This is a genomic window from Rhodopirellula sp. SH410 (assembly GCF_055811895.1).
The window spans coordinates 1497070-1517362 of the sequence record NZ_CM147949.1; the positions used below are offsets into that span (position 1 = coordinate 1497070).

The 20293-nt window shown below is 57.2% G+C and carries 9 protein-coding genes; 5 read left to right on the forward strand and 4 right to left on the reverse strand.

Annotated features, from left to right (window positions below; all coding sequences use genetic code 11):
• The first annotated feature begins 75 nt into the window (after positions 1 to 75).
• The 3 genes from SH410x_RS05695 (at position 76) to SH410x_RS05705 (ending at position 3508) form a co-directional block, all read left to right on the forward strand.
• Positions 76 to 1398, forward strand: a complete 1323-nt coding sequence (locus SH410x_RS05695) for a DUF1552 domain-containing protein (protein ID WP_473675421.1) — start codon at positions 76 to 78, stop codon at positions 1396 to 1398.
• Between the two features lie 459 nt (positions 1399 to 1857).
• On the forward strand, positions 1858 to 2220 hold the full coding sequence (locus SH410x_RS05700) for a hypothetical protein (protein ID WP_473670265.1): 363 nt from the start codon (positions 1858 to 1860) through the stop codon (positions 2218 to 2220).
• The gene (locus SH410x_RS05705) at positions 2201 to 3508 is read left to right on the forward strand and encodes a hypothetical protein (protein WP_473670264.1); all 1308 of its coding nucleotides are present in this window, start codon (positions 2201 to 2203) and stop codon (positions 3506 to 3508) included. Before SH410x_RS05700 ends, SH410x_RS05705 begins: the two co-directional genes overlap by 20 nt.
• Here SH410x_RS05705 and SH410x_RS05710 read toward each other — a convergent pair.
• Complete coding sequence (locus SH410x_RS05710; RefSeq protein ID WP_473675423.1) at positions 3505 to 6777, reverse strand: G8 domain-containing protein; 3273 nt, start codon at positions 6775 to 6777, stop codon at positions 3505 to 3507. The genes SH410x_RS05705 and SH410x_RS05710 overlap by 4 nt on opposite strands.
• Positions 6778 to 7150: 373 nt before the next feature.
• Between SH410x_RS05710 and SH410x_RS05715 the strand changes: the two genes are divergently transcribed.
• Together SH410x_RS05715 and SH410x_RS05720 are read left to right on the forward strand one after the other, a co-directional pair.
• The gene (locus SH410x_RS05715) at positions 7151 to 10069 is read left to right on the forward strand and encodes a hypothetical protein (RefSeq protein ID WP_473675425.1); all 2919 of its coding nucleotides are present in this window, start codon (positions 7151 to 7153) and stop codon (positions 10067 to 10069) included.
• A 448-nt stretch (positions 10070 to 10517) separates the two neighbouring features.
• Positions 10518 to 11378 carry a WecB/TagA/CpsF family glycosyltransferase gene (locus SH410x_RS05720; RefSeq protein WP_473675427.1) on the forward strand — a complete coding sequence of 287 codons (861 nt, stop codon included), beginning with the start codon at positions 10518 to 10520 and terminating at the stop codon, positions 11376 to 11378.
• Positions 11379 to 11464: 86 nt separating this feature from the next.
• Here SH410x_RS05720 and SH410x_RS05725 read toward each other — a convergent pair whose 3' ends face one another.
• The 3 genes from SH410x_RS05725 to SH410x_RS05735 all read right to left on the reverse strand — a co-directional run bounded on the left by SH410x_RS05725 (position 11465) and on the right by SH410x_RS05735 (position 20272).
• Positions 11465 to 11992 carry a PEP-CTERM sorting domain-containing protein gene (locus SH410x_RS05725; protein WP_473675429.1) on the reverse strand — a complete coding sequence of 176 codons (528 nt, stop codon included), beginning with the start codon at positions 11990 to 11992 and terminating at the stop codon, positions 11465 to 11467.
• A 517-nt stretch (positions 11993 to 12509) separates the two neighbouring features.
• Positions 12510 to 17165 (reverse strand): tetratricopeptide repeat protein, encoded by a 4656-nt coding sequence (locus SH410x_RS05730; RefSeq protein ID WP_473675431.1) that lies wholly within the window; start codon positions 17163 to 17165, stop codon positions 12510 to 12512.
• Positions 17166 to 17869: 704 nt separating this feature from the next.
• The gene (locus tag SH410x_RS05735) at positions 17870 to 20272 is read right to left on the reverse strand and encodes a tyrosine-protein kinase domain-containing protein (RefSeq protein WP_473675433.1); all 2403 of its coding nucleotides are present in this window, start codon (positions 20270 to 20272) and stop codon (positions 17870 to 17872) included.
• Positions 20273 to 20293: the final 21 nt, after the last annotated feature.

The window sequence follows — 20293 nt, forward strand, 5'->3', positions numbered from 1 at the left end:
AACGCGGCGGGCGGGAGGCTTGTTGTCTTTCCCACAGGCGGGGGCGCCTATCACAAATTTCGGAGAACCTGATCCATGAAACCTCTTTCACGACGCTGTGTTCTTCGTGGTTTGGGCACGTGCCTGAGTCTGCCCTTGCTCGACGCGATGTTGCCGTCCGCCTACGGTGCCGCGTCCCAATTCACGCCCGTGGGGCGGTCGTTGGAACGTCAACCTCGCATGATCTGTTGTTATGTTCCCAATGGTGTGAACATCATGCAGTGGCAGCCCGAAGCCGCCGGGGCGGGCTATCCGCTGTCGCCGACCTTGCAGACTCTCAGCAAGCATCGGGACGATTTCACCGTCCTGAGTGGCCTGGGGCATCCCGCGGCGCGGGGCGGCCATAGCGGGGCGGATACTTGGTTGACGGCCGCTGATTTAAAAGCCACGCCCGGCAGCGATTACACGAATTGGGTTTCGGCCGATCAGATTGTGGCCGATCATCACGCCAAAGAAACTCGGTTCGGATCGCTTCAATTATCCGATCGCAGTGGCACGGGCACTGCCGGGCATACCAATACGCTCTCCTTCGGCCGCGGCGGAACGCCGATTCCCGCAGAGAGTTCTCCGCGGCGATTGTTTGAGCGATTGTTCGTGCCCGACAGCCTGGGCGACCGACGTGCCACCTTGCAGCGATACGCCGAGCAGAAGTCCATTTTAGACAGTGTGCTAAGCGACGCTCGAAAGCTGCAAAGGAATTTGTCGCCACAAGACCGCCAGAAGGTAGAGGAATATCTTCATAGTGTCCGCGAGACGGAGCGGAGCGTCGCCCAATCAGAGACCTGGATCGATGTACCGCGAGCGGATGTCGACGCGAAGCATCTGCTGCTTGCGAGCAAGCCCCATGATGCGCACGACCGTTCAATGTGGATTGATGTGATGTTGGAACTTTCTTACCTCGCCTTTGTCACCGACTCGACACGTGTGATCACGTACCAATGGTCTCGGGAGGCGAGCGGGTACGGCGGCGGGGGCGAAAATCACCACGAGTTGTCTCATCACGGCGGTGATGCCGGCATGTTGAAAAAACTTGGCGTGATCGATCGCTTTCATCTCTCCCGGTTAGCTCGATTTCTCGATCTATTGAAGCAAACCGCAGACGGCGATGGTTCGATGCTTGACCATACGATGGTGCTGTACGGCAGCGGTATGAACTCGGGTCTGGGCGGTGGGCATTCGCCTAAGAATCTGCCACTGGTATTGGCGGGTGGCGGCGGTCTGGGGATCGAGCATGGGCGGCATCTCAGCCACGATGAAGACAACCATCCACCGCTGAGTAATTTGTTGCTCGTTATGATTCAGAAGATGGGAGTCGAGACCGACGCCTTTGCCGACGCGACGGGCACTCTGGTCGTTTGAACGAGGGTGCTGAGCGACTGGCCCATTTCGCTATTTCTAGGTAGCTGATCCCTCATCGTTGCGTCCATTGGACTCACCCGCCCTTCCGGTGAGGCGTGAGCAACCGGGTGTCGCGATCAAGGGGAGGATCGGTGGAGCGATTCGAATGGTGGCGAATACTCGAACGCCGGTCCCTGGTGGTTTGTTGGCCTTGAATTTTGGGTAGAGGGTCTTGTTAAAGATCCTGCTAGGTGAGGATCATTCACAATATCCCCGACCTGATACCACCAAGATTTTATCTTTCACAAACCTTTAGACGTCCGTTGGCGTCAAGTCGCCATCTGTCTCCAGCTCGGTCGGGTGCATGACAGGGTTTGCGGCTGGGATTGGGGTCGGCTTGAATTTGGATATGAATTACACTTTGCGGCGTGCAGCCGGGAAGGCTGGGAGCTTTAGAGAACACTTTTCGAGGGAATCGCCATGGAATCGGCATCAGCCACACCCACCGCCCAACAAATCGCTGACCTCGTCATGCAGCGGCTCATCGATGGTGGCGGGATTCCCGATCTCGCCAACGCCAACTTGATGACGATCGAGCAACGGACCATCGAGGAAGTCGACCGGGTCACGCAAATCGTCATGAGCGAACTGCTCGCCAAGCAGTCTCGAGAGGCCGATCCGGTGACCGCCTGTCCCAAATGCGGTATGGAAATGACACCGAAAAAGGCTCAGCATCGCTCGCTGCAAAGTAGACGAGGCCAAGTGAAATTCAAAACCGACGTATCTCATTGCGAGGCTTGCCGCCTCGATTTTTTTCCCTCAGATGAGAACATTGCAGTGTGACATCGACATCGAGCAAACGCCCGCAGTCCTACAGAAAGTTACCATCGCCGCAGCGAGAGACCGTTCCTATGCGGTGGCCAGTCGCAACCTGCGAGACCTCGCTGAACTGACCATCTCTTCCAAGCAATGTCAGCGGATCGCCATTCGCATCGGCAACGAACGACTCGGCGAACAGCAACAAAGCATTGATCGCTACACCGCCGCGAGCATCCCCGAGCAACAGCACGGCCAAAGCCACGATGCACCAGCAAATGATTGGAGCGGACGTGCCGCAGTGATACAGGGTGACGGCGGTCGTGCTCAGATTCGCGATTCGCTTTGGGGGCAGGACAAACCGAGCGACAAAAAGCACCGTTGGTGGCGAGAGACTCAGGCCGGCGTGCTGCAAACGTATCAGTCCAGGCCATCGGACGTGGACCCTCACCCCGAGGTCCCAGAATGTTTGAAAGATCCGCTGTGGATTATTCCCAAAGTGAATGAAATCCATCGCAGCAGCGGTTCATCAAGTGATTCAGGCGAACCTGAGAGTGAGCCATCGCGTGACAGCCAGCCGTCATCAAAGCAATCAGCTTCGGCAGAACCAGCCAGCCAAAACAGCAAGTCGTCACGCAAGGATCACAAGCGTTGGAGCGGCGGTGATCCGTTGGTACAAACGATCGTTGCGACCCGACTGGGATATGATCATCTCGGGTTGGCGTTGGCGGCCGAGGCGTATCGGCGTGGTTTTAACAAAGCCAAAATCAAAGCCTTCATGGGCGACGGCTTGAAAGTGAACTGGTCGCTGTGGTCGAGTCACTTCTCGCACTACACGCCGATCGTCGACATCATGCACGCCTTGGCTTACGTCTACGGCGGTGCGATCGCATCCTGCGGGCGGATCGAAGATGGCTGGCAGTTGTATATCCAGTGGCTCGAGTGGACGTGGAGCGGTGATGTCGATCGAGTCATCACGGCGATGCAACAGCAAGCTGCCGGTCACGAAGATGTTCCCGAAGACCTGCGTCGGGCCATCACCTACCTGAGCAACAACGCGTCGCGGATGCAGTATGCTCGTTATCGGCGTGCGGGACTTCCAGTGACCACCTCGCCCGTGGAATCGGCTCAGAAGCAAATCAACGAGCGGATCAAAGGGACGGAAAAGTTTTGGCGAGACGATTCGCTTGAGCCACTACTGCAGCTCAAAGCGGACGACCTGAGCGAAACGCACGACCGAGACGCCTTCTGGCATCGTCGAGGCCAGCGAAACGACGGCTTCCGCCATCGCAAGACCAAAACCAAAGTTACCTAACAAACCCTGTCATGCACCCGCTCGGTCAGCCAGTCGTCGAGCAGCGATTCGTCAAGCCGGCGTGTCTCGTCATCGAGAGTGCCGGGTTGTGCGTGAACGGCGTCAACTTCGTTGACCTGTTTGGGTGAGAGCGAGTCCACGGGCAGCGTGATTTCATCAATGGCGGCAACGCGAAGCGTGGTCAGCTGTGGAAGTAACGCGGCGGTGACGTCTGGCACGGTCGCTATCTCGAGGACTGCGGGAGCGGCCTGACGGGCCACAACGGGCACCAGCATCTGGCTGGCTTCGGTTAGCACGACATCTCTGACACCGACCGTGTCCCCGTTCTGCACTCGATGTCGATCGAATGCAAATCGGACGAAATAGTACTTAAAACCCTGTGCCACGTCGACGCTGAATTCGGCTGACTGCCACTGGCCCTGGCTTGTCGGCGCCATGTTGGTATGAATGAGTTGCTGATATGAGGGCGCCTCGATGATACCTTCGCCACGAATCGGGATGCGGTCGATTTTGTACTGCTCAATACCGAAGTAGTCGTCAACGCCGAACACGGAAACCATCATCTTGGCTCCCCCTTCGGTCGAAATCCGGCGATAGTCAAACTGGAAATCGACGGCACCGGTCAAGCGATTTGAATCGGTGATGGTTTGATAGATGACCCCCTGCCCCCAACCATTGCCTGGGTTGATCACGGCGGTGTTGTTTTGAATCAGGAAGTCGCGTCCGGTCCAACCGTCGTCACGCGTGATTTTTGGATTCACGCTGCCTGCGAAATTAGGGTCCACCAGAACATTGCCGATGGGCTGGTCGGTGACATTGATGGTACGGGTCGTGATCGCCATGCGTCCTGAACTATCCCACACCTTCAGTCCCACCGTGTAGGCCCCAGGGGTCAAATACGTGTGGGTTACAGTCGCCCCCACGCCATCGTTAAATTGGCCGTCGTTGTCAAAATCCCACATGTAACCCACATAGTCAGACTGCACCGTGGCATTCAAAAGCAGCGACGACCCTCCACGCGAGATGTCGGTAAAAGCTGGGGTCGAGGCCGATCCAGGTACTCCAACGGCGCTGACGTTCTCAACGGAGAACAATTTGGAGAACGGCGTCCCGGTCCCCTTCGTGGACGAAACGAAGGCATTCGAGACGTTGGCAAACGTTGCGTGATCGAGCGAACTGACACTGAGCGGGTTGAGGTCGTAGGAGCTATCGTTATGGGGAATGAACGTTTGGAATCCGTACCGAAACCCTTCGACACGCAGTCCGTCGAAATCGATGCGATTGGCATCGCCTTCGTTGTGGGTCACTCCAATGCCTTGAGAGTTATTTCCTTGAGTACTGCGTTGGAAAGTGATAGGTGAGTCGACATCACCAACAACGAGTCCATCCTCAAACCGCATTAGGCTCGAGTAAAAGTTGTGGACACCATTGTTCACGCCCCAGATGGTGTAATCACTGATCACGGACTTGATGTCATGAGCGGTGCGGATGCCGAATGTAAACGCCCCTTCTTGGTCACCGCTGTCACGGTTGTGCAACCACGTATGAATGCCACGGTACGCATTGTAAACCTCGACACCGCTCATGCCTCGCATGGGAACATTGTTGGGGGTGAAGGTCGTGACGCCGGCATCGATATAACGCTGGCGAACGGCAGGGTCGTAGATCAAGGAAACCGGCAAAGTTTCCACGTGCTGCAGTCCATCGGTGTGATGCACCAAATCAAAACCGGCCCCGTTGATACTGGCGGCGACGTTGTCTTGCATCAATAAACCGAACCCACCACCCTGCACCCAATACCCACTGCCGGTGAAGCCGAGGTCGAATCTGGGGCCCCGCTCAGTATTCAAGAACGCTTCATCATCAAAGTTATTTTTGAGATCGCCGGTGATCTTGACCACGGTGTTGCCGATCCATTCTCCGATCTCATTACCATTCTCCGCCACGATACCGGCACCGACGACGTCGAAAACGACATTGTCACGCAGCACCGCGTGACTGTCGTGCTGGACGATCCCCCACCCTGGCGTGCCCCACACGACGTTGCCGGTCAGTTCCGCTTCGGGGCCATCGTAAGCCGCCGCTCCGATGCGGTGTAGATGCAATCCGTAGCGTCCGCGAGGGTTGTCACCGTTGCCGGCCGAGCCATCGACGTTGGTTCCCGGATCGTCGACGATCAGCCGTTTGTCACTGCGTCCTAAATCTTTAAATTGGGCATAGGCGATGGTGGCATTCGGGTTGTGCATGATCATCACATGACCACGCTCTTGGTTGGGCACGGTCGCGTCGCTGGACCGGACGACGACGTTGCGTGTCAGGTTGATCACGTACAGGGACAGTTCGTCGGCGGTAAACGTTTCGCCGCTGGGTCCAACGTGTTCCCAGGCAGTGCCTGATTCCAGGGTAATGTGATTCCCATCGATTGCGGCGATGGTCACGACGTCGTCGTGGAACCGGGCGTTCGCTGCGTCAGCTTGATCATATTGCTCGACCGCCAGGGTGCGATCCGTGCTGGTGCCGGGGATCAGTATCTGGTCACCGACACGCCAGCCTTCGACGGCTTCACTGAGGATCAGTTCGGTTTGATTGGCTGCGATGTCCCCCTGCGAGGTGACGCGGGAGGTTTTCACGGCACCGTGAATTTGAGTGCTGCCGTGGGAGATCAACCCACGGCCGAGCAGTGTCGGATCGGCCGCTTGGTCGATGGCCCCCCCGGTGGTATCAATCAATACCTCCGCGATCACATCGGGCTGGATCGGTTGCTCGACCGTGCCGATGTTCAATTCGCCTGTCCCCGTCACGACCAGCGTTTCGACCCACATCGTGGTATCAATATCGGTTCGCCAGCTCAGTTGACCACTGACGCGTAGCCAGTCGAGGGGCTGGGCCAAAGAGGCATCGAAGGAGACGTGAACGCCCTCGGGGATCAGAACTTTGTCGCCTGCGGCGGGTTGTTGTCCCGATTGCCAAATGGCAGGGTTCGACCAATCTCCCGATTCGATCGCTACGGCGTCGGCCTCTTGCACCGGCACTAAGTCGAGCAACGCTTGGCTTTCGGCATGCTTGACTGGATTGTCGGAATGCTCCATGTTTGCAAGGCTGATCGGCGTTGCAGTGGCCATAGATGAGTCAGCCATGACTGCGGTGATGGGCTGCTCCTGGCTGGGCTCTGCTGGTAAAATCGCCGGTGTCTCAGCGGTGAGGCCGGCGAGCAAACGACGACTCTCAAGTGATTGATGATTCAACCGTCTGCGGCGGGAGAGCGTCATGAGTAGGCTTCACGTGAAAGGCAGTTAAAAACAGTCGAGTGACAGCGAGTGACAGTGCCACCGGAACTCAAGCATGGAGCAACGGGTGAGCGTGATAGCCATCTTGGGGGGCTTTACAGATTTACCAAATTAGCGCTAGCCCATGATAATCCTAGAAGGTCTGAAGCGCGTTGTCTAGACAGCCCCTCTTGGCATGATGCTGGATGATCGCCCAAAGTTTAAATGGCTTGCTCTGCACCGGAGAGGCGATCCGGTGCAGAGTGTGCAAGCGATTTGATGCCGGTCCGTGCGTCGATGATCGGCGTGGCTTGGATGGTGGCTATGGGCGGCAGGCAGGCAAGGCGAAAATGAATTCCAGGGGACGGTGGCTCACTTGATCATCACACTTCAGCAATGGCGTCAGCGGCAGGATCCAAGGTTCTGGGTGGCTTCGCTCTTGATTGGGCTGTGGTTGCTGGTCCCGCCGTTCGCTTTGAGTGTGGGCGGAGGACTTGCGTCGAAGGAGCACCTTGTCAGGTTGCTGCCTTTTTTGATCGTCCTTGCGATGCGACCGAAATGGCTGCGGGCTCGGTTTTCCTGGTTCGATTTGCCGGTGTTGCTGTACTGCGCCTGCCCTTTTATCAGCGGCGTGGCCAATGGACTCGGGCTGAGGTTCTCGTTCTGGCAAACGGTCTTGGAATGCAGTTATTGGTTGGTTCCTTATTGGTTGGGCCGCGCCGTATTCACTGCAGGCTGGGAAGGCGAGAGTTCCCAAGGCGCGGAAGTCGGAAGCTATCGCATGGTTCGGGGCCGAAACGTTGGGCCCGTTACCGTCGATCATTCACGCGCGTTGGCGACAGTGATTGTACTGGGGGCGTTGGTCTACCTGCTGCCCACCCTCTTTGAAGTCTTTCGCGGTCCCGTGCTGACGGCATGGGCCACGGGCGAGGCGCGGGTAGGGCAATTGCGTGGGGCGGCTCGTGGGTTGACATTCAAACCGAGCGTGTTCTTGGCGTCGGGATTTGTGCTGACGATGTTTTTGGTTTTGGCTAGTCTCATCGCGGCCTGCCGAGCGTTCGTGCTTCGCGTCGCGATCCAGGATCAGCGGGCAAGCGGTGGTGGCTCGGCGCTCGTGTGGATTGTGACCGCCGCCGCCTTGGCAATGGTCGTTCTGGGATGCCGATCGTTGGGTAGCATCGCATTGTTGGCGACCGGGTTGGCGATCGTTGTGCTCATTCGATTTTTACCGACAGCGAGCATGCGCTGGACGCTGCCGGTCGCACTGGGAGGTTTACTCCTGCTGCCGCCGCTTTACATGGCCGCCCGGGTCACGGGCATGGCGAGCACGGAAAGGATCTCCAGTGGGGTCGAGCTTGTTGCGTCACCCACGCGGGCCGGGTCATTTGAGTACCGCTTGAGGGCCGAAGACGCTGTCTTTCAACGCATGACTGGTCATTGGTGGCTGGGCCACGGCCATTTTGGACGCTGGGGCGACGACAAACGCCTGCTCGATGCGGCGGATCGATCAACCCCTTTACCTACCAAGGCACTCGACGGGTTTTGGCTGTTCACGTTAACCCGGACCGGGTGTCTTTCGGTGGCGGCTTGGTGGGCGATGGTGGCCGTGCCGGTTTTCGTCTATTTGCTTCGTTGGCCGAGGCGTTTTACGGAGGGCCGCAGGACGCCCGGGGCGATCGCCGGCAACCAAGGGCTTCCGGGTGACACGATTGCCTTCAGTCTCTTTCTGGGGCTTTCATTGATCGATTCGATGGTCAATTACTTCGGCGCATTGCCACAAATGCTGCTGGTCGGATCGATGACGGGCTTAATCGTGAGCGGTGAACGACGGACAAGCGGATTGCTTTCTAGATCGTTGAGAGGTTTCCGGTTTCCTCGTCAGTGGTTGTACGCCGTCTATTTAGCGATGTCGCTGCTCTTGCCGATCGCCGCATTTGGACCACGCGCGGCCGACTCGACTTATTTCGCGGAAGTGGTGGGGACGGCTTTGCCATCCGGAGAGTTCATCAATCGCAGCACGGTTGCGGGGCTTTTCGCTTGGATTGTTGCGGCAATCATTGTGTTTGCCACTCGGCCGACGGTGGGCACCTTTCGTTTCGCGAAGGTTCGCGAGCATGTGACGTTCGCGGAGCGAAAGTCGATTCAGGTTGACCGCGGGCCACGTCATGGAGCCTGGCGTCATGTGCCAATCATGGTTTGGGTCGCCTGTCCGTTGCTGACGGGATTGTTGAACCCGAGCAGCCTGGTTGCTGCCTCGGTGCAATCGCTGTATTTGCTGCTCGCCTGGGGCGGGCCTTACGCGATGGGGTGTGTACTGCTCGGTAACCTCAACAGGCTGCGGTTCTCCGCTCAGGTGATCTTATCCGCAGGCTTTCTTAGCTTTGTGGTTTGCATGCTGGAGTTTTTTTGGGGACGGTTCCTTTACGAATCCCTATACGGACACCATCCGTATGTTCTGGAGGGGCGAACCCGGTATTTCGGCTGGCGGCCTCTGATGATGTTCGAAGACCCCAATCAGCTTGGGATGTGGTTTGCAACACTATCGATCACTGCCGTGGCTTGGTTTCGGTTTTCAGCCGTTGGAGGTGGTCAATCCGTGCTGTGGGGTTGGCTCACTCCTGCTGCGACGCGGGTGCTGCTTGCCGTCAACGCCTGGGGGGTGTTTTGGTTTCAGGCGATTGGAGCGAGTGTGCTCGCGGTGCTGGGAGCCATTTCCATTTCCTGGTGCCGACGGCCAAAAGGTCGTTGGTCGCGGCGTCTCGAGAGTCGATGGGTTTTGGCAGCCGTGTTCGGCTTGGTGATTGTGCTGTTCGCCCTCCGAGGTCCGATCCTTCACTATGGGCGGGCCACGTTGAAAACCACCACGGCGGGACGACAGGTGACGTCCGTGATGAAAGATTTTTCAATGGGATCGCTGACGTGGCGATTGGCCCGGGAAGACGACTATCACCGCCTGATTGGGCAGCATCCAATCGTAGGTTGGGGGTCGGTCGATTTCTGGCGGCAAAAACCGGACTTGGTGCGGCCGTGGGGATTGGTCACCTTGGTCGCCGGTGCGTACGGTGCCCTCGGAGTCCTCGCATGGCTGTCGATGCCCGTGGGGATGATTTGCACGTTTTGGTGGTTGCCGGGCGGGCGTGTCGACGGGGCGTGGCCGCTCCGGTGGGTCGTGGTCTTGGCTGTGATTCACACGATGGATGCGTTCCTGAACAGCGCCTACTTGTTGGCAATTTTACCGTTGTACGGCGGCGCCAATATAGCGTTCTCACGGTGTATTGAGGATCCAGTGGAATAGCCTCATGCCGGTCGGGACGCACGCGGCAGGCCGGAGGCCAATCCTGTAGATGAAACAACACGATGCGAACTCTTGTTTCGGTGTTCTCGAAACCGGTCGATGGATTTGTGGCACGTTACATGTTCACGCATGAAAGTCACATGAAAGTCGCATGTTAACGCATGAAAAGAGAGTCCCTCACGGACGTGTCGGGTTGCCATTCCAACGCTATGGATCGAAGCCCCGTCGTAGGGGGTGGTCTCATTTTACGCATCGATTTAGCATGGTGTTCTCCACCGTTCTGCGTAGTGACCGTCGTGAAATGTTTTAACGGTGTTAAGAAGCAGTTCAAGACGCCGCTGCGTTTTGGGCTGGTCGTTCTTGTTATTTTCCATAGCGCAACATGGGCAGCGATTGCTCAATGAAGTGTGTTGGTTCGTGTCACTCGATTGAACGCATGGGGGCACAGATGACGACGCCCTCATTTGATAACACTCCTATCGCGGTGAAACCTTTGACGAAGCTCTCGCTGCCTAGACAAGCTACGGTAGAATTGAATGGTGTCCGAATTGATGTCGTAACGGAACGGCAGGTCTGTGAGATCATCACCACCGAGCTGCTCTCCGGTGCCGGTGGCAGTGTGGTGACCGTGAACTTGGATCACCTTCGGCGATGCCATCACGACCCCGCATACTCCGAGTTGGTGTCTGATGCTGACATCGTGGTCGCTGATGGAATGCCGATCGTTTGGGCCGCTCGGTTGCAAGGCACTCCGCTACCCGAACGGGTCGCGGGGTCTTCTCTTTCGATATCGCTTGCACAATCGCTTGCCGAGCATCAATTGAATCTATTCTTGTTGGGTGGCAACGAAGGTGTGGCTGAGGCAGCCGGCCGCGAGCTTGCCGATCGGTTTCCTGGCCTAACGATCGCGGGTACCCACTGCCCACCCTTCGGTTTTGAGAAGGATCCTGTGGAGCTCGACCGGATCACCGCGGCGCTGCGAGCGGCGCAGCCCAATGTCGTATATGTTGCGTTGGGTTCCCCCAAGCAGGAACGGTTGATCCAGCAGCTGCAGGGCGAACTGCCGGATGCCTGGTGGCTAGGGGTCGGGATCAGCTTGAGCTTCATCACGGGCGAGGTGTCGCGTGCTCCCAGGTGGGTCCAGCAATGTGGGCTGGAGTGGGTGCACCGGTTGGTCCAAGAGCCCACTCGATTGGGGCGGCGGTACTTGATCGAGGGGCTGCCGTTTGCGGCTCGATTGGCCGTGCATTCTCTTTCGCGACGCGGCCGAAACGCTGGCGCGGCACAGACAGATCCCGCCAGGGTGTAGCAGCCTCGAGCCCTCATTGAAAAAACGGCGTTTGCTGGATAGCAAACGCCGTTTCTAGTATTTTCAGCCCTGGGACCTTTCCGATCTCACGCAGCCAGTGCGGCAGTGTTTTTTCGGTTACGCCGGGCGACTACGCAGCAAGCAACCGCGCCAATACCCAACAGGGTCATGGTGGCGGGCTCAGGCACTGCTGAGAGTTGAGCGAACGACTTGGTTCCAGCTGTTGCTCCGCTAGCCTGCACAGCAAACGTCACATCTGGTTTCAGCGAAGCCAGTTGAGCGGCGCTGACGTTGAAAACCGTCGAGAAAACGTTGGCAGTGAAGCTGCTTACGCCGCCCGTGAAGGTTGCGACAAAACCCGGGCTCGAAAGCTTGACGAGATCCAGTGTCGGTGCCACTGGTCCGAAACCGTTGCTGTTGGTCAGCGTAACGACCAGCGTACCAACACTCATTCCGCTGGCGTCAAACGCCTTGGGTGTCGAGATGAAGGCTACTGTGCTGCCGCTGGAAAGGCCCAGCGGATTTGCCGTCGCGGTGACTGGCATTGCCGACGCTGTGGCACTCGAGAGCAGTGTAATCGCCCCCAGTGCTAAACTCAAAACGAATGTCTTCATAGATTGACCTCTAGAAGGTGGAAGGGAAGACGGCTCTGCACATAGCGGAGACCAGCAGAAGACTAGCCGTTCCCCCCATCTGATGCAAGTCTTAGCAAGCGGATCGCCAGTGTATCAAGGGCGGATGATTGGGTCGGGAATTAAGGCGGAAATCGCACGGGTCCTCCAATGCACCAGTGACCTAGTTAATGGTTGACTCGACGCCAAGAGAGTCGTTTGCTTCCAACGCTTGAGGATGGTGGCGGGAAGCAGAAAATTTTTACTTTTTGTTGGACGCAATGGTGTTGGTGTTGGCAATTACCTAATGCGAGGGGGCCTGGGTCGCGGGCATGAAATGCCGGTCCCATGTGAGAAATCCAACCTGTTGAGACAACATACAGAAGGTCCGTCCTCCCTTCAACTCACGTTGTTTCTATAACGGATCCAGGCTCCAGTCGGATGGCCCGAACAAACCGATGGAACCCCGCGCTCACGGAAGTCTCCCCCCCCTCGCAGGGAAGTTCAAGGGGGGGATAGCTCAGTTGGAGGATTCCGAGGTCTTCTTGAATGAATCATAAGCGGCGAATTCAAGTGGGTGAAGTTCGGAACGCTTTAGTCCAGCGAGGTTCGCCCGGCGAAATTGTTCGCTCGCGGCGGTCGTATCACCGGCTTTCGCCGATGCTTGGGCGAGGTGGAACAAGATGATCGGATGCGGGAAGATTTCAGAAGCGGTGAGGAAACTTAAGATTGCCGCTTCGGTCTGACCGGCTGCCAGGTAGCAAACGCCTTGAGTGTCCAGGGTCACAAATGTTTTTCCGTTCAAACGGATCGCGCGATCGATGAGCTCCAGGGCTCGCTCGGGGTTTTGCTTACGAAGTGACAGCAGGGTGGCCAGGTTATTGCTGGCGGCAAAATGGTCGGGATCTCGAAGTAGGATCGCCTCATAGGTCTCCATCGCTCGGTCGTAATCCCCTTGGGCTTCGCGAAGGCGCGCCATGAGGACCGCGTAAACAATATTGTCCGCCTTCTCGCCACCGACGCGGCGTAAGACTTCGGCCAGTTTGCTGTATGCGTCACCGCAGTTAGGTTGAACCAAGACGGCGTCCGAAAACGCTACCAATTCCTCTTGGGGCGCGGTCGAAGCAATGCGTCCGATGGCCTCCACGGCAGCCTCGCATTCGCCGCGACGTAGCAGCTGCATCGCGTAGAATGTCCCTGGGAATTCACCCGACTCCTCGAGATGTGATTTCATTTCGGTGGCGGCTTGCTGCAGTCGCTGCACGTCGGGATTCATTGTCGCAGCGGAGGAGGGGGTCGCTTCCCTTGATTGATTGTCGCCTTTGAGACGCTCAGCGGTGTCGTCCATCAGTTGGGTTGTCAGCATGGTCAACAAATCTAACCGCCGCGAATAGGACAGCGTCGATGCGAACCATTGTTGCTCGCTATCAGCGGTGACCAGGTCGTCCGCCTGGATCGTCAATAGTTCCAAGAGTCGATCCAGGTTGCGTCGGCGCAGGAGCGCAATGGCGGTCAATTCGGCGGCCTCCTCATCTTTAATGCCTGACTGTTGCAATCGATCGAGCCACAACTGCGCTTCGGCTGCGTCATTGTTCTGCAGCAGCAATCGAATATAGGTTTTGATGTGAATCGGCTTGCGAAGTTCGTCGCTGCTCAGTAGCGGTAGCATCCAGCGACGTCCTTGGGTCCAGTCGCCGGTGGCGGCGGACAGTTGCCCGACAACGAATTGGTCGGGTGTGGACGGCTGCCAACCTTCAGAGATCATCGTCTCAAATTGCTCCAGGGCGACGTTCGGTTCGCTGGCCGAGAGGAAAATTGCGTCGATGATTGCCGCAGCTCGTCGATCTTCAAACGCCTGGTCGCGGGATGTCCGCGTCGAGGCCGCCGAGTTGATTTCGCTGGTATTGGCCGCAATCAACGCTTTCGCTTGACCATAGACGGAGGGGGCGCCGGTGGCTGCGAGGGATAACGCGAGTTGCCGCCGCGCCCAATGGGCGATTGGAGTGGGTAGCGACCGGCCGGGCGAGGCGGTTTCAGGCTCCGTCTCATCGCCGTCCGGATCGGACGCGGCACCCTCAGGCGGTTCCGACGCTAGCTCCGAGGGTTTGTCTGCACCGCTCGCCAGGGGAGCCTCGGGAGAGATGCCCAACCATTGGAACAATTGCTTCCGGCCGTGGCTTTCACCGTTGGCAGCGACGATGATCTGCAGGTATCGCTGATAGCTTTCCAGGTCCGTCAGATTTCCTGCCGGCACTTTGTGTAGGACCCGTGCGGCGTCGTCGACGGACCCGATTCGTTGGTAGCCATCCGCCAGCGTGAGCAGTTTGGCGGGGTCACTTGAGTCGATGCTTTGTTCAAATCGCGTCAACGCATCTCGCGCCTCGCCAAGACGCGAATTTCGCTCGAGATAGCCGATCCACGCGAGCGTTGGTCGTGCTGCAGAGGGTGCGATCTCGATGGCCTGTTCGTAGGCTTGACCCGCGGCGGCCGGGTCCCCATTCATTTCACTCAATTGCCCCAGCCAAAGAAAATCCTCGACCTCAGTGGAGTCCTTCGTCGCTTGCTTGGCGAGGCGAACGGCGCGCTGCAGATCCGCCATTTCGACACTGACTTCGGATGCGATGCGAGCCATTTCCGATGTGAACGGTTGGCTGCCCGTTCGGAGCCTTCGGATAACCAAATCGGCTTCGCCGAAGCGTTCTCTCTCGGTCAATAACTGGATTAACCGCCTGATCGAGGCCGGGCTTCGCCAGCCGAGATCAACGGCTTGGTTGTATTTCATGATCGCCGATTCGATGTTGCCGGCGCGGTCGTGCATGTTGGCTGAGAAGGCTGGAATGAGGCTCCAGTCCGGCCGTAGCACCGCCGCCTCGGCCAACAATTCCTGAGCTCGCACGTTGGCCTCGGGCGTGATCTCGTCCATCTCGTCATCGGAACGCTGCAATGACGTTTTGTCTAGCGAAATCGCCAGGGCACTGCCGTAGTACCAGCGAGCGTCCCGTCCGGAAACCTTTTCGAGTGCGGACAACTGTTCGCGAAGCCGCTCGGGTTGCTCGGACTGAAACGCGATTTGCATCAATTGCAAACGAGCGGCGACATTGTCGGGTTCTAGTTCTGCGGACAGTCTCGCTAACCGATCGGCATCCTCATAGCGTTGAGATGAGATCAACAGCGGTACCAGCGACTTCGCCAGTTCGAGCTGTTGCTCTGCTGACCAGGATGCCGGGGGCATGCTCCATCGGCTCAATTTTTGGTCGAGTTCACTATCATTTGTATCGGTCGCCGCTCTGGCTTGGGCGTAACGCAACGAGGGGCAGTCACCGATCGCCGCCTCCGCCGATGCGATGAGTTCCGCGGCGGCCTCGTACTGCTGCTCCGTGATTTCGAGCAAAATCCGGGCAGACCAAATCCGGGGCTCACCGGGTGCGTTCGCTAACTCCAGTCTCGCCAGGTCCGGTTTCTCTTGAGCGACCAAGATTTCCGCATTCAATAACGCCATGTCGGTGGCCAACGATGGCTGTTTGGACAGCGTGTCGATCATCGACTCCAATCGTCGCCAATCGCGGTCGGCTGGTTCCCGTCCAAGGTTTTGCATCAGCAGCAGGCGGGCAAAGTTGAGCGGTGCCCTGATCGGCACTCCCGGGCGATCTGCGACCATGCGATACTCCTCCACCGCTTCGTCGATACGCCCAGACCGCAAGTATGCCAGAGCGAGTCGCTCGCGTGCCGGAAGCCAGGACGGATCATTGAGGACGACGCGTCGCATGACGGCAATTTGCCGATCGACATCGCCCATTTTTTCATATAACTCGGCGAGCGTTAGATCGACCAAGCGAACTAAATCCGGGCGATCAATGACCTCTGAGCGAACCTTTTCCAAGCGGTCCGCGGCCACGTTGACGTCCCCGCTGGCGGCCAAAAGTCTTGCGTCGAGGTAATTCACCAACGGTCGGGCATAGCTCACCGAACGGAGTCGGTTGGTGATGTTCCGAGCGGCCTCCATGCGACCGTGCTCCAGGTGATACGATGCCAATGCCCATAGCAGCGTGGCATCTTGGGGCAAGCGTGAAACGCCCTTCACCAGCACGTCCGTAGCCCGGTCGACCAATGAGTTTTGGACATCCGGGTCGACGGATTGCTCTCTCATTGAATTCAGTGCCATGTGGGCATGTCGATAGAACGCTCCGCGTCCCGGGAATCTTTCCATGCCGTCCTCGCTCAATTGAATCGCATCGTCAAGCCGTTCGTCGGCGATCGCGATCTCGACAGCAAACTCTAGCGAATCGGCAATCATTGCTGCATGAATCTCGGCCGCATCGCGTTTGCTTGCTTCACCGTCTGTCTCCGTTGGCGATAATCCGTCAGCCAGTTTGATGGCGGTTTTGGCATCAAGAGCTGCATTTTCTAAAGCCTCTGCCCTCGCATCCTCCTTGCTATCATGTCCAAAACCGTTTCCGTGAAGCGATAAAAACCATCGGCCTCGCGCGAGGTAGGCTTCGGGGCGATCTGGGAAACGCTCGATCATTTGGTCGACGACGACCCTACCCTGCTCGGATTGGTCGGCTCGATCCAAAAGCGTTCCTGCCAGTTTGACGTAGATTTCCATCGGCGCTTCCCCGCTCGCAACGGATTCCCGGTATGCCTCGACTGCACCCGTCACATCGCGATTGCCAAGTTTCGCATCGCCGAGCAGCCCATACAACTCTGCTTTACTTTGCCCCGGCAAGGCAGGAAGTTGAGCGGCCAAGGAACTCGGTTCCGGCTGGAGAGAAGTATCTGGTTGGGCCAATAGTGGGGTGATGTGGGAAATCGAATCATTGAACCGTTGCATCTGCAAGCCAACCCGTGCGAGCCGAACCTGGTTGTCAATGTCCGCCGGACTCAATCGTGCTAAACGCTGAGCGATGTTATAGCAGCCATTGAAGTTACCGACTCTTTCATAAGATTCAGCGAGTCCCGCCAACGTGTTTAGATCTAGCGGATCCATCACAAGGGCTTGCTGGAACAATCGAATCGCAGCAGAGTAGTCTTCCGCCAACAAGGCGGACTTTGCCTGCCCGCCAAAAAATTCCGATTGTCGATTGAACTGGAAATGGTGGATTGCGAAAATGATAGCCGCGCCTAGGACGACAGTCCCTAACGTGATTGCCAAGAATCGGCGATTCAGATTTTTCATATGGAATGGATGATGCTGCTGAGTCAATATTGGAGATGCGGCATTCGCGTAGGTTCAAGCGTTGATTTCAAATACGCCGCATGGGCGGCAAACGGTCTGTTGGCTGAGTTAGGCAGGTTTGGGAAGGCGATCCGTCTTACTAAGACCGCCTGGGAAGCCGATTGGATGAGTGATGCCTCGAGAAACTCCGAGGCATACTCCCGTCGGATGTGTCTTTGGGGTTATCTCCTACTCTGGCTCGATCCGGGAGCAAAACAGCGTAGACGCAACTTGCCCAATTGTCCCGCTTTATTGCTTGCCCGCGTCGATGCCAAGGGTTATGTAGGGCTGCTCCCCCCCCCCCTTTTTAGGATTTCCATAGGAAGTCACGACGACGTTCCTGGGACCTTCGGTAAACCATTCGACGCGTCCTGCAGTCTCAAGTCGATTGTCTTGGGTTAGAAGCGAGCGGAGAATTACTGTCTGAAATGGTGGTCGAACGCTCCGCGGTCGACCATTCCGACCGCGGAGCGTTCGGCCACCTATTTGCCGCTCGTTCCTTAGCGCCCGTCGGCGGCATGAGCCAAATGATTGGTGCCGATATGCTTAGTAGGTCATTGCACGGATGAATCATTTATTCGCGCGTCGAGGAAGTCGTCACTGCTTTCCGTCTTGGGTATGTGCGAAGCTGTTGCTGGATTGTTGAGTCCGCGTAGGAGTAAGAATTAGTATTGATAGGAGTAGTCCTGGGTCTTCGACGAGCAGCCGCTGACGACGACGCCCATGACCGGGGTCCCGTGGGCTTTGAGCGTCTCATGGGCGGCGATGATTTGAGGGATTCGACTTTTGTCTTTCATCACTGCCAGCACCGCCGCATCGACGTGCTCGCCGATTACCCGTGTATCGACGACCGGCAAGACAGGCGGCGTATCGACGATGACGAAGTCGTATACGGCTCGCAGCTCATTGAAAAATTCCGGGAGTGTCTTCGTTCCGACGGCGGACAGATTGACAGGGCGACTCGACCCCGCCGTCATGAAAAATGCGTTGGGGCCATTGGATTGCACGGCATCTCTCCACTTGGTTTTGCCATGGAGGACGTCGGAGACCCCCGTGCCTAATTCGGTTCCGAGGTTTTCGTGCACACTCGGTCGCCGCAAATCAAAATCAACAAGAATGGTTCGGAAATTGGCGTGGGTCAAGCCGCGCCACAGACTCATCGCGAGGGTCGTTTTTCCCTCGGCAGCGACGCCACTTGTCACCATCAAGACGCTCGCCTGATCGAATCGCGACATGTTGACCAACATGGCTACGATGGAGCTGACGGAATTACCAAATTCGCCAGCGGAGAAACTCTCGTTCGTTAAGACCTCTTGGATCTTTCGTTGGCGAGGAACTGACCCGAGAACGGGTACGCTTAGTTCTCGGCCAACGGCGGAAACGCTGTTGACGTGGTTCTTGGTGAGGTCCAGCCCGGCGAACCCAATAAACGGGAGACAAAATCCCATCAGCCCTAGAATCGCGGTACCGCCATACCGCTTTTTGCTACCGGAATCGGCCATCGCGGCCGCTTCGGAAACGACGGCTATCCGCGCCCCCGATTGGAGTTCAATCTTCGTACGCTCGATTTCACCTCCGAGTCGTTTGAGCACGTCATCCAGAGAGGCGATCTCGGCCCTCATCATCTCGATATCGATCGAGGATCGGCCCAACTTTTTGGCTTCCGCATCCAGTTCCGTTAGATCTTGTTCGATCCGCTGCTTCTGTTGCTGAAGAATACCCACTTGGATCTCTCGAGTGACGATCCGTTTGGTCTCTTCCTCGAGTTCTGTTCTAAGCTGAGTGTGACGACGGGCGAGCTCTTGGGCTTCAGGGGACAGTGAAGCATCCACTTGGTTCAATTCGCCATTGGCGATTTTCCTGCCTTTTTCCTCCGATGCTAATTGGACCAGTGTCGTTTTGCGATCGTTCGCTTTGGATTTGAGTCTGGCCAGCTGATCAATTCGGTACTGGATCATCCCCTTCCCGAACTTCGTTTTGTAGAGTTCGATATCCTCTTCCAGGCTGAGAGCTGCGGCTATCAACGTCCGATAGCTTTGGTCGCTCGACAGCAAGCGATCGATTTCGTAATCGGACAAAGCCGAGGGGTCTTGGTCCGTTTCATCGCCGTCGTCGCGGTTCGCCTTATCTGCCTCCATGGTTGACTTCAATTGCGTCGCGATCAGGTCGGTTTGACGGCGCATCTTTTCGGACAGTTGTTGATATGCGTCCAATTCTCCCTGCGCCCGCAAGAGGTCAAAGTTGACCCTGCCCAGTTCCGCCTGAACTTGACCGTATCGTTCGACTGCCAGTTGTTGTGCCAGGCTCAGCGACTCAGGGTCACCCGTTCCCAGGGTTTCGGCAAGCATCCGGATCTCGCCACGTTTGGCGCGGACTTTCCCTTCGGCATCAGCATAAACTTGCTCCAGGTTGGCCACACGCTGATGCCGCTCATTTCGCTCGTCCCGAAACGCTTCGTCCATGTAGGCAGCCACCACGGCGTCAACAATTAAAACGGACGTCTGCGGGTCTCCAGTCTCCAAGGAAATCGACATGACCTCCCCCTTCCCGGGGAAATCAACTTGCAATTCTTCTGACAGCCATTGCAGGGGATTCGCGTTTTCCTTGACTTCCGGCAGATCGCGCACGGCTGGTGCCGCAAGTGCTTTGTTGAGCACAAATGGCGTCTTGATTAACTGCGCCTGCGTGTTCTTATACAGACCGAATGAATCACGAACATTGTGCTGACGATCGGCGGTTTGGAAGAGCAGCATTGGATCGACCGAGTCGACGCGTAGGTACGCCTTGGCCATATCCTTCGGGGCCAACAGGAACCAGCCAGCGGCGGCCATTGGCGGCGCTAGGAGAAGACCCAATAGGAGCGCAATGGGCCAGTGCCGACGCAGTGAATGAATGAGCCTTGTCGCGTCAAAGTTCTCCTGCGATTCCGTTTCTGTTTGCGAACCTCCCGACCAACTGGATGACGCCTCGGCGGGGGCCATCCATTGCCCACTGGGCGATGGACGGCGGTCCGTCGAAGATTCGAGGATCGCGGGGACAGTTGATCCATTCAAAATTTGATTATCCATGGCTTTTTGAAAAATTCCTAG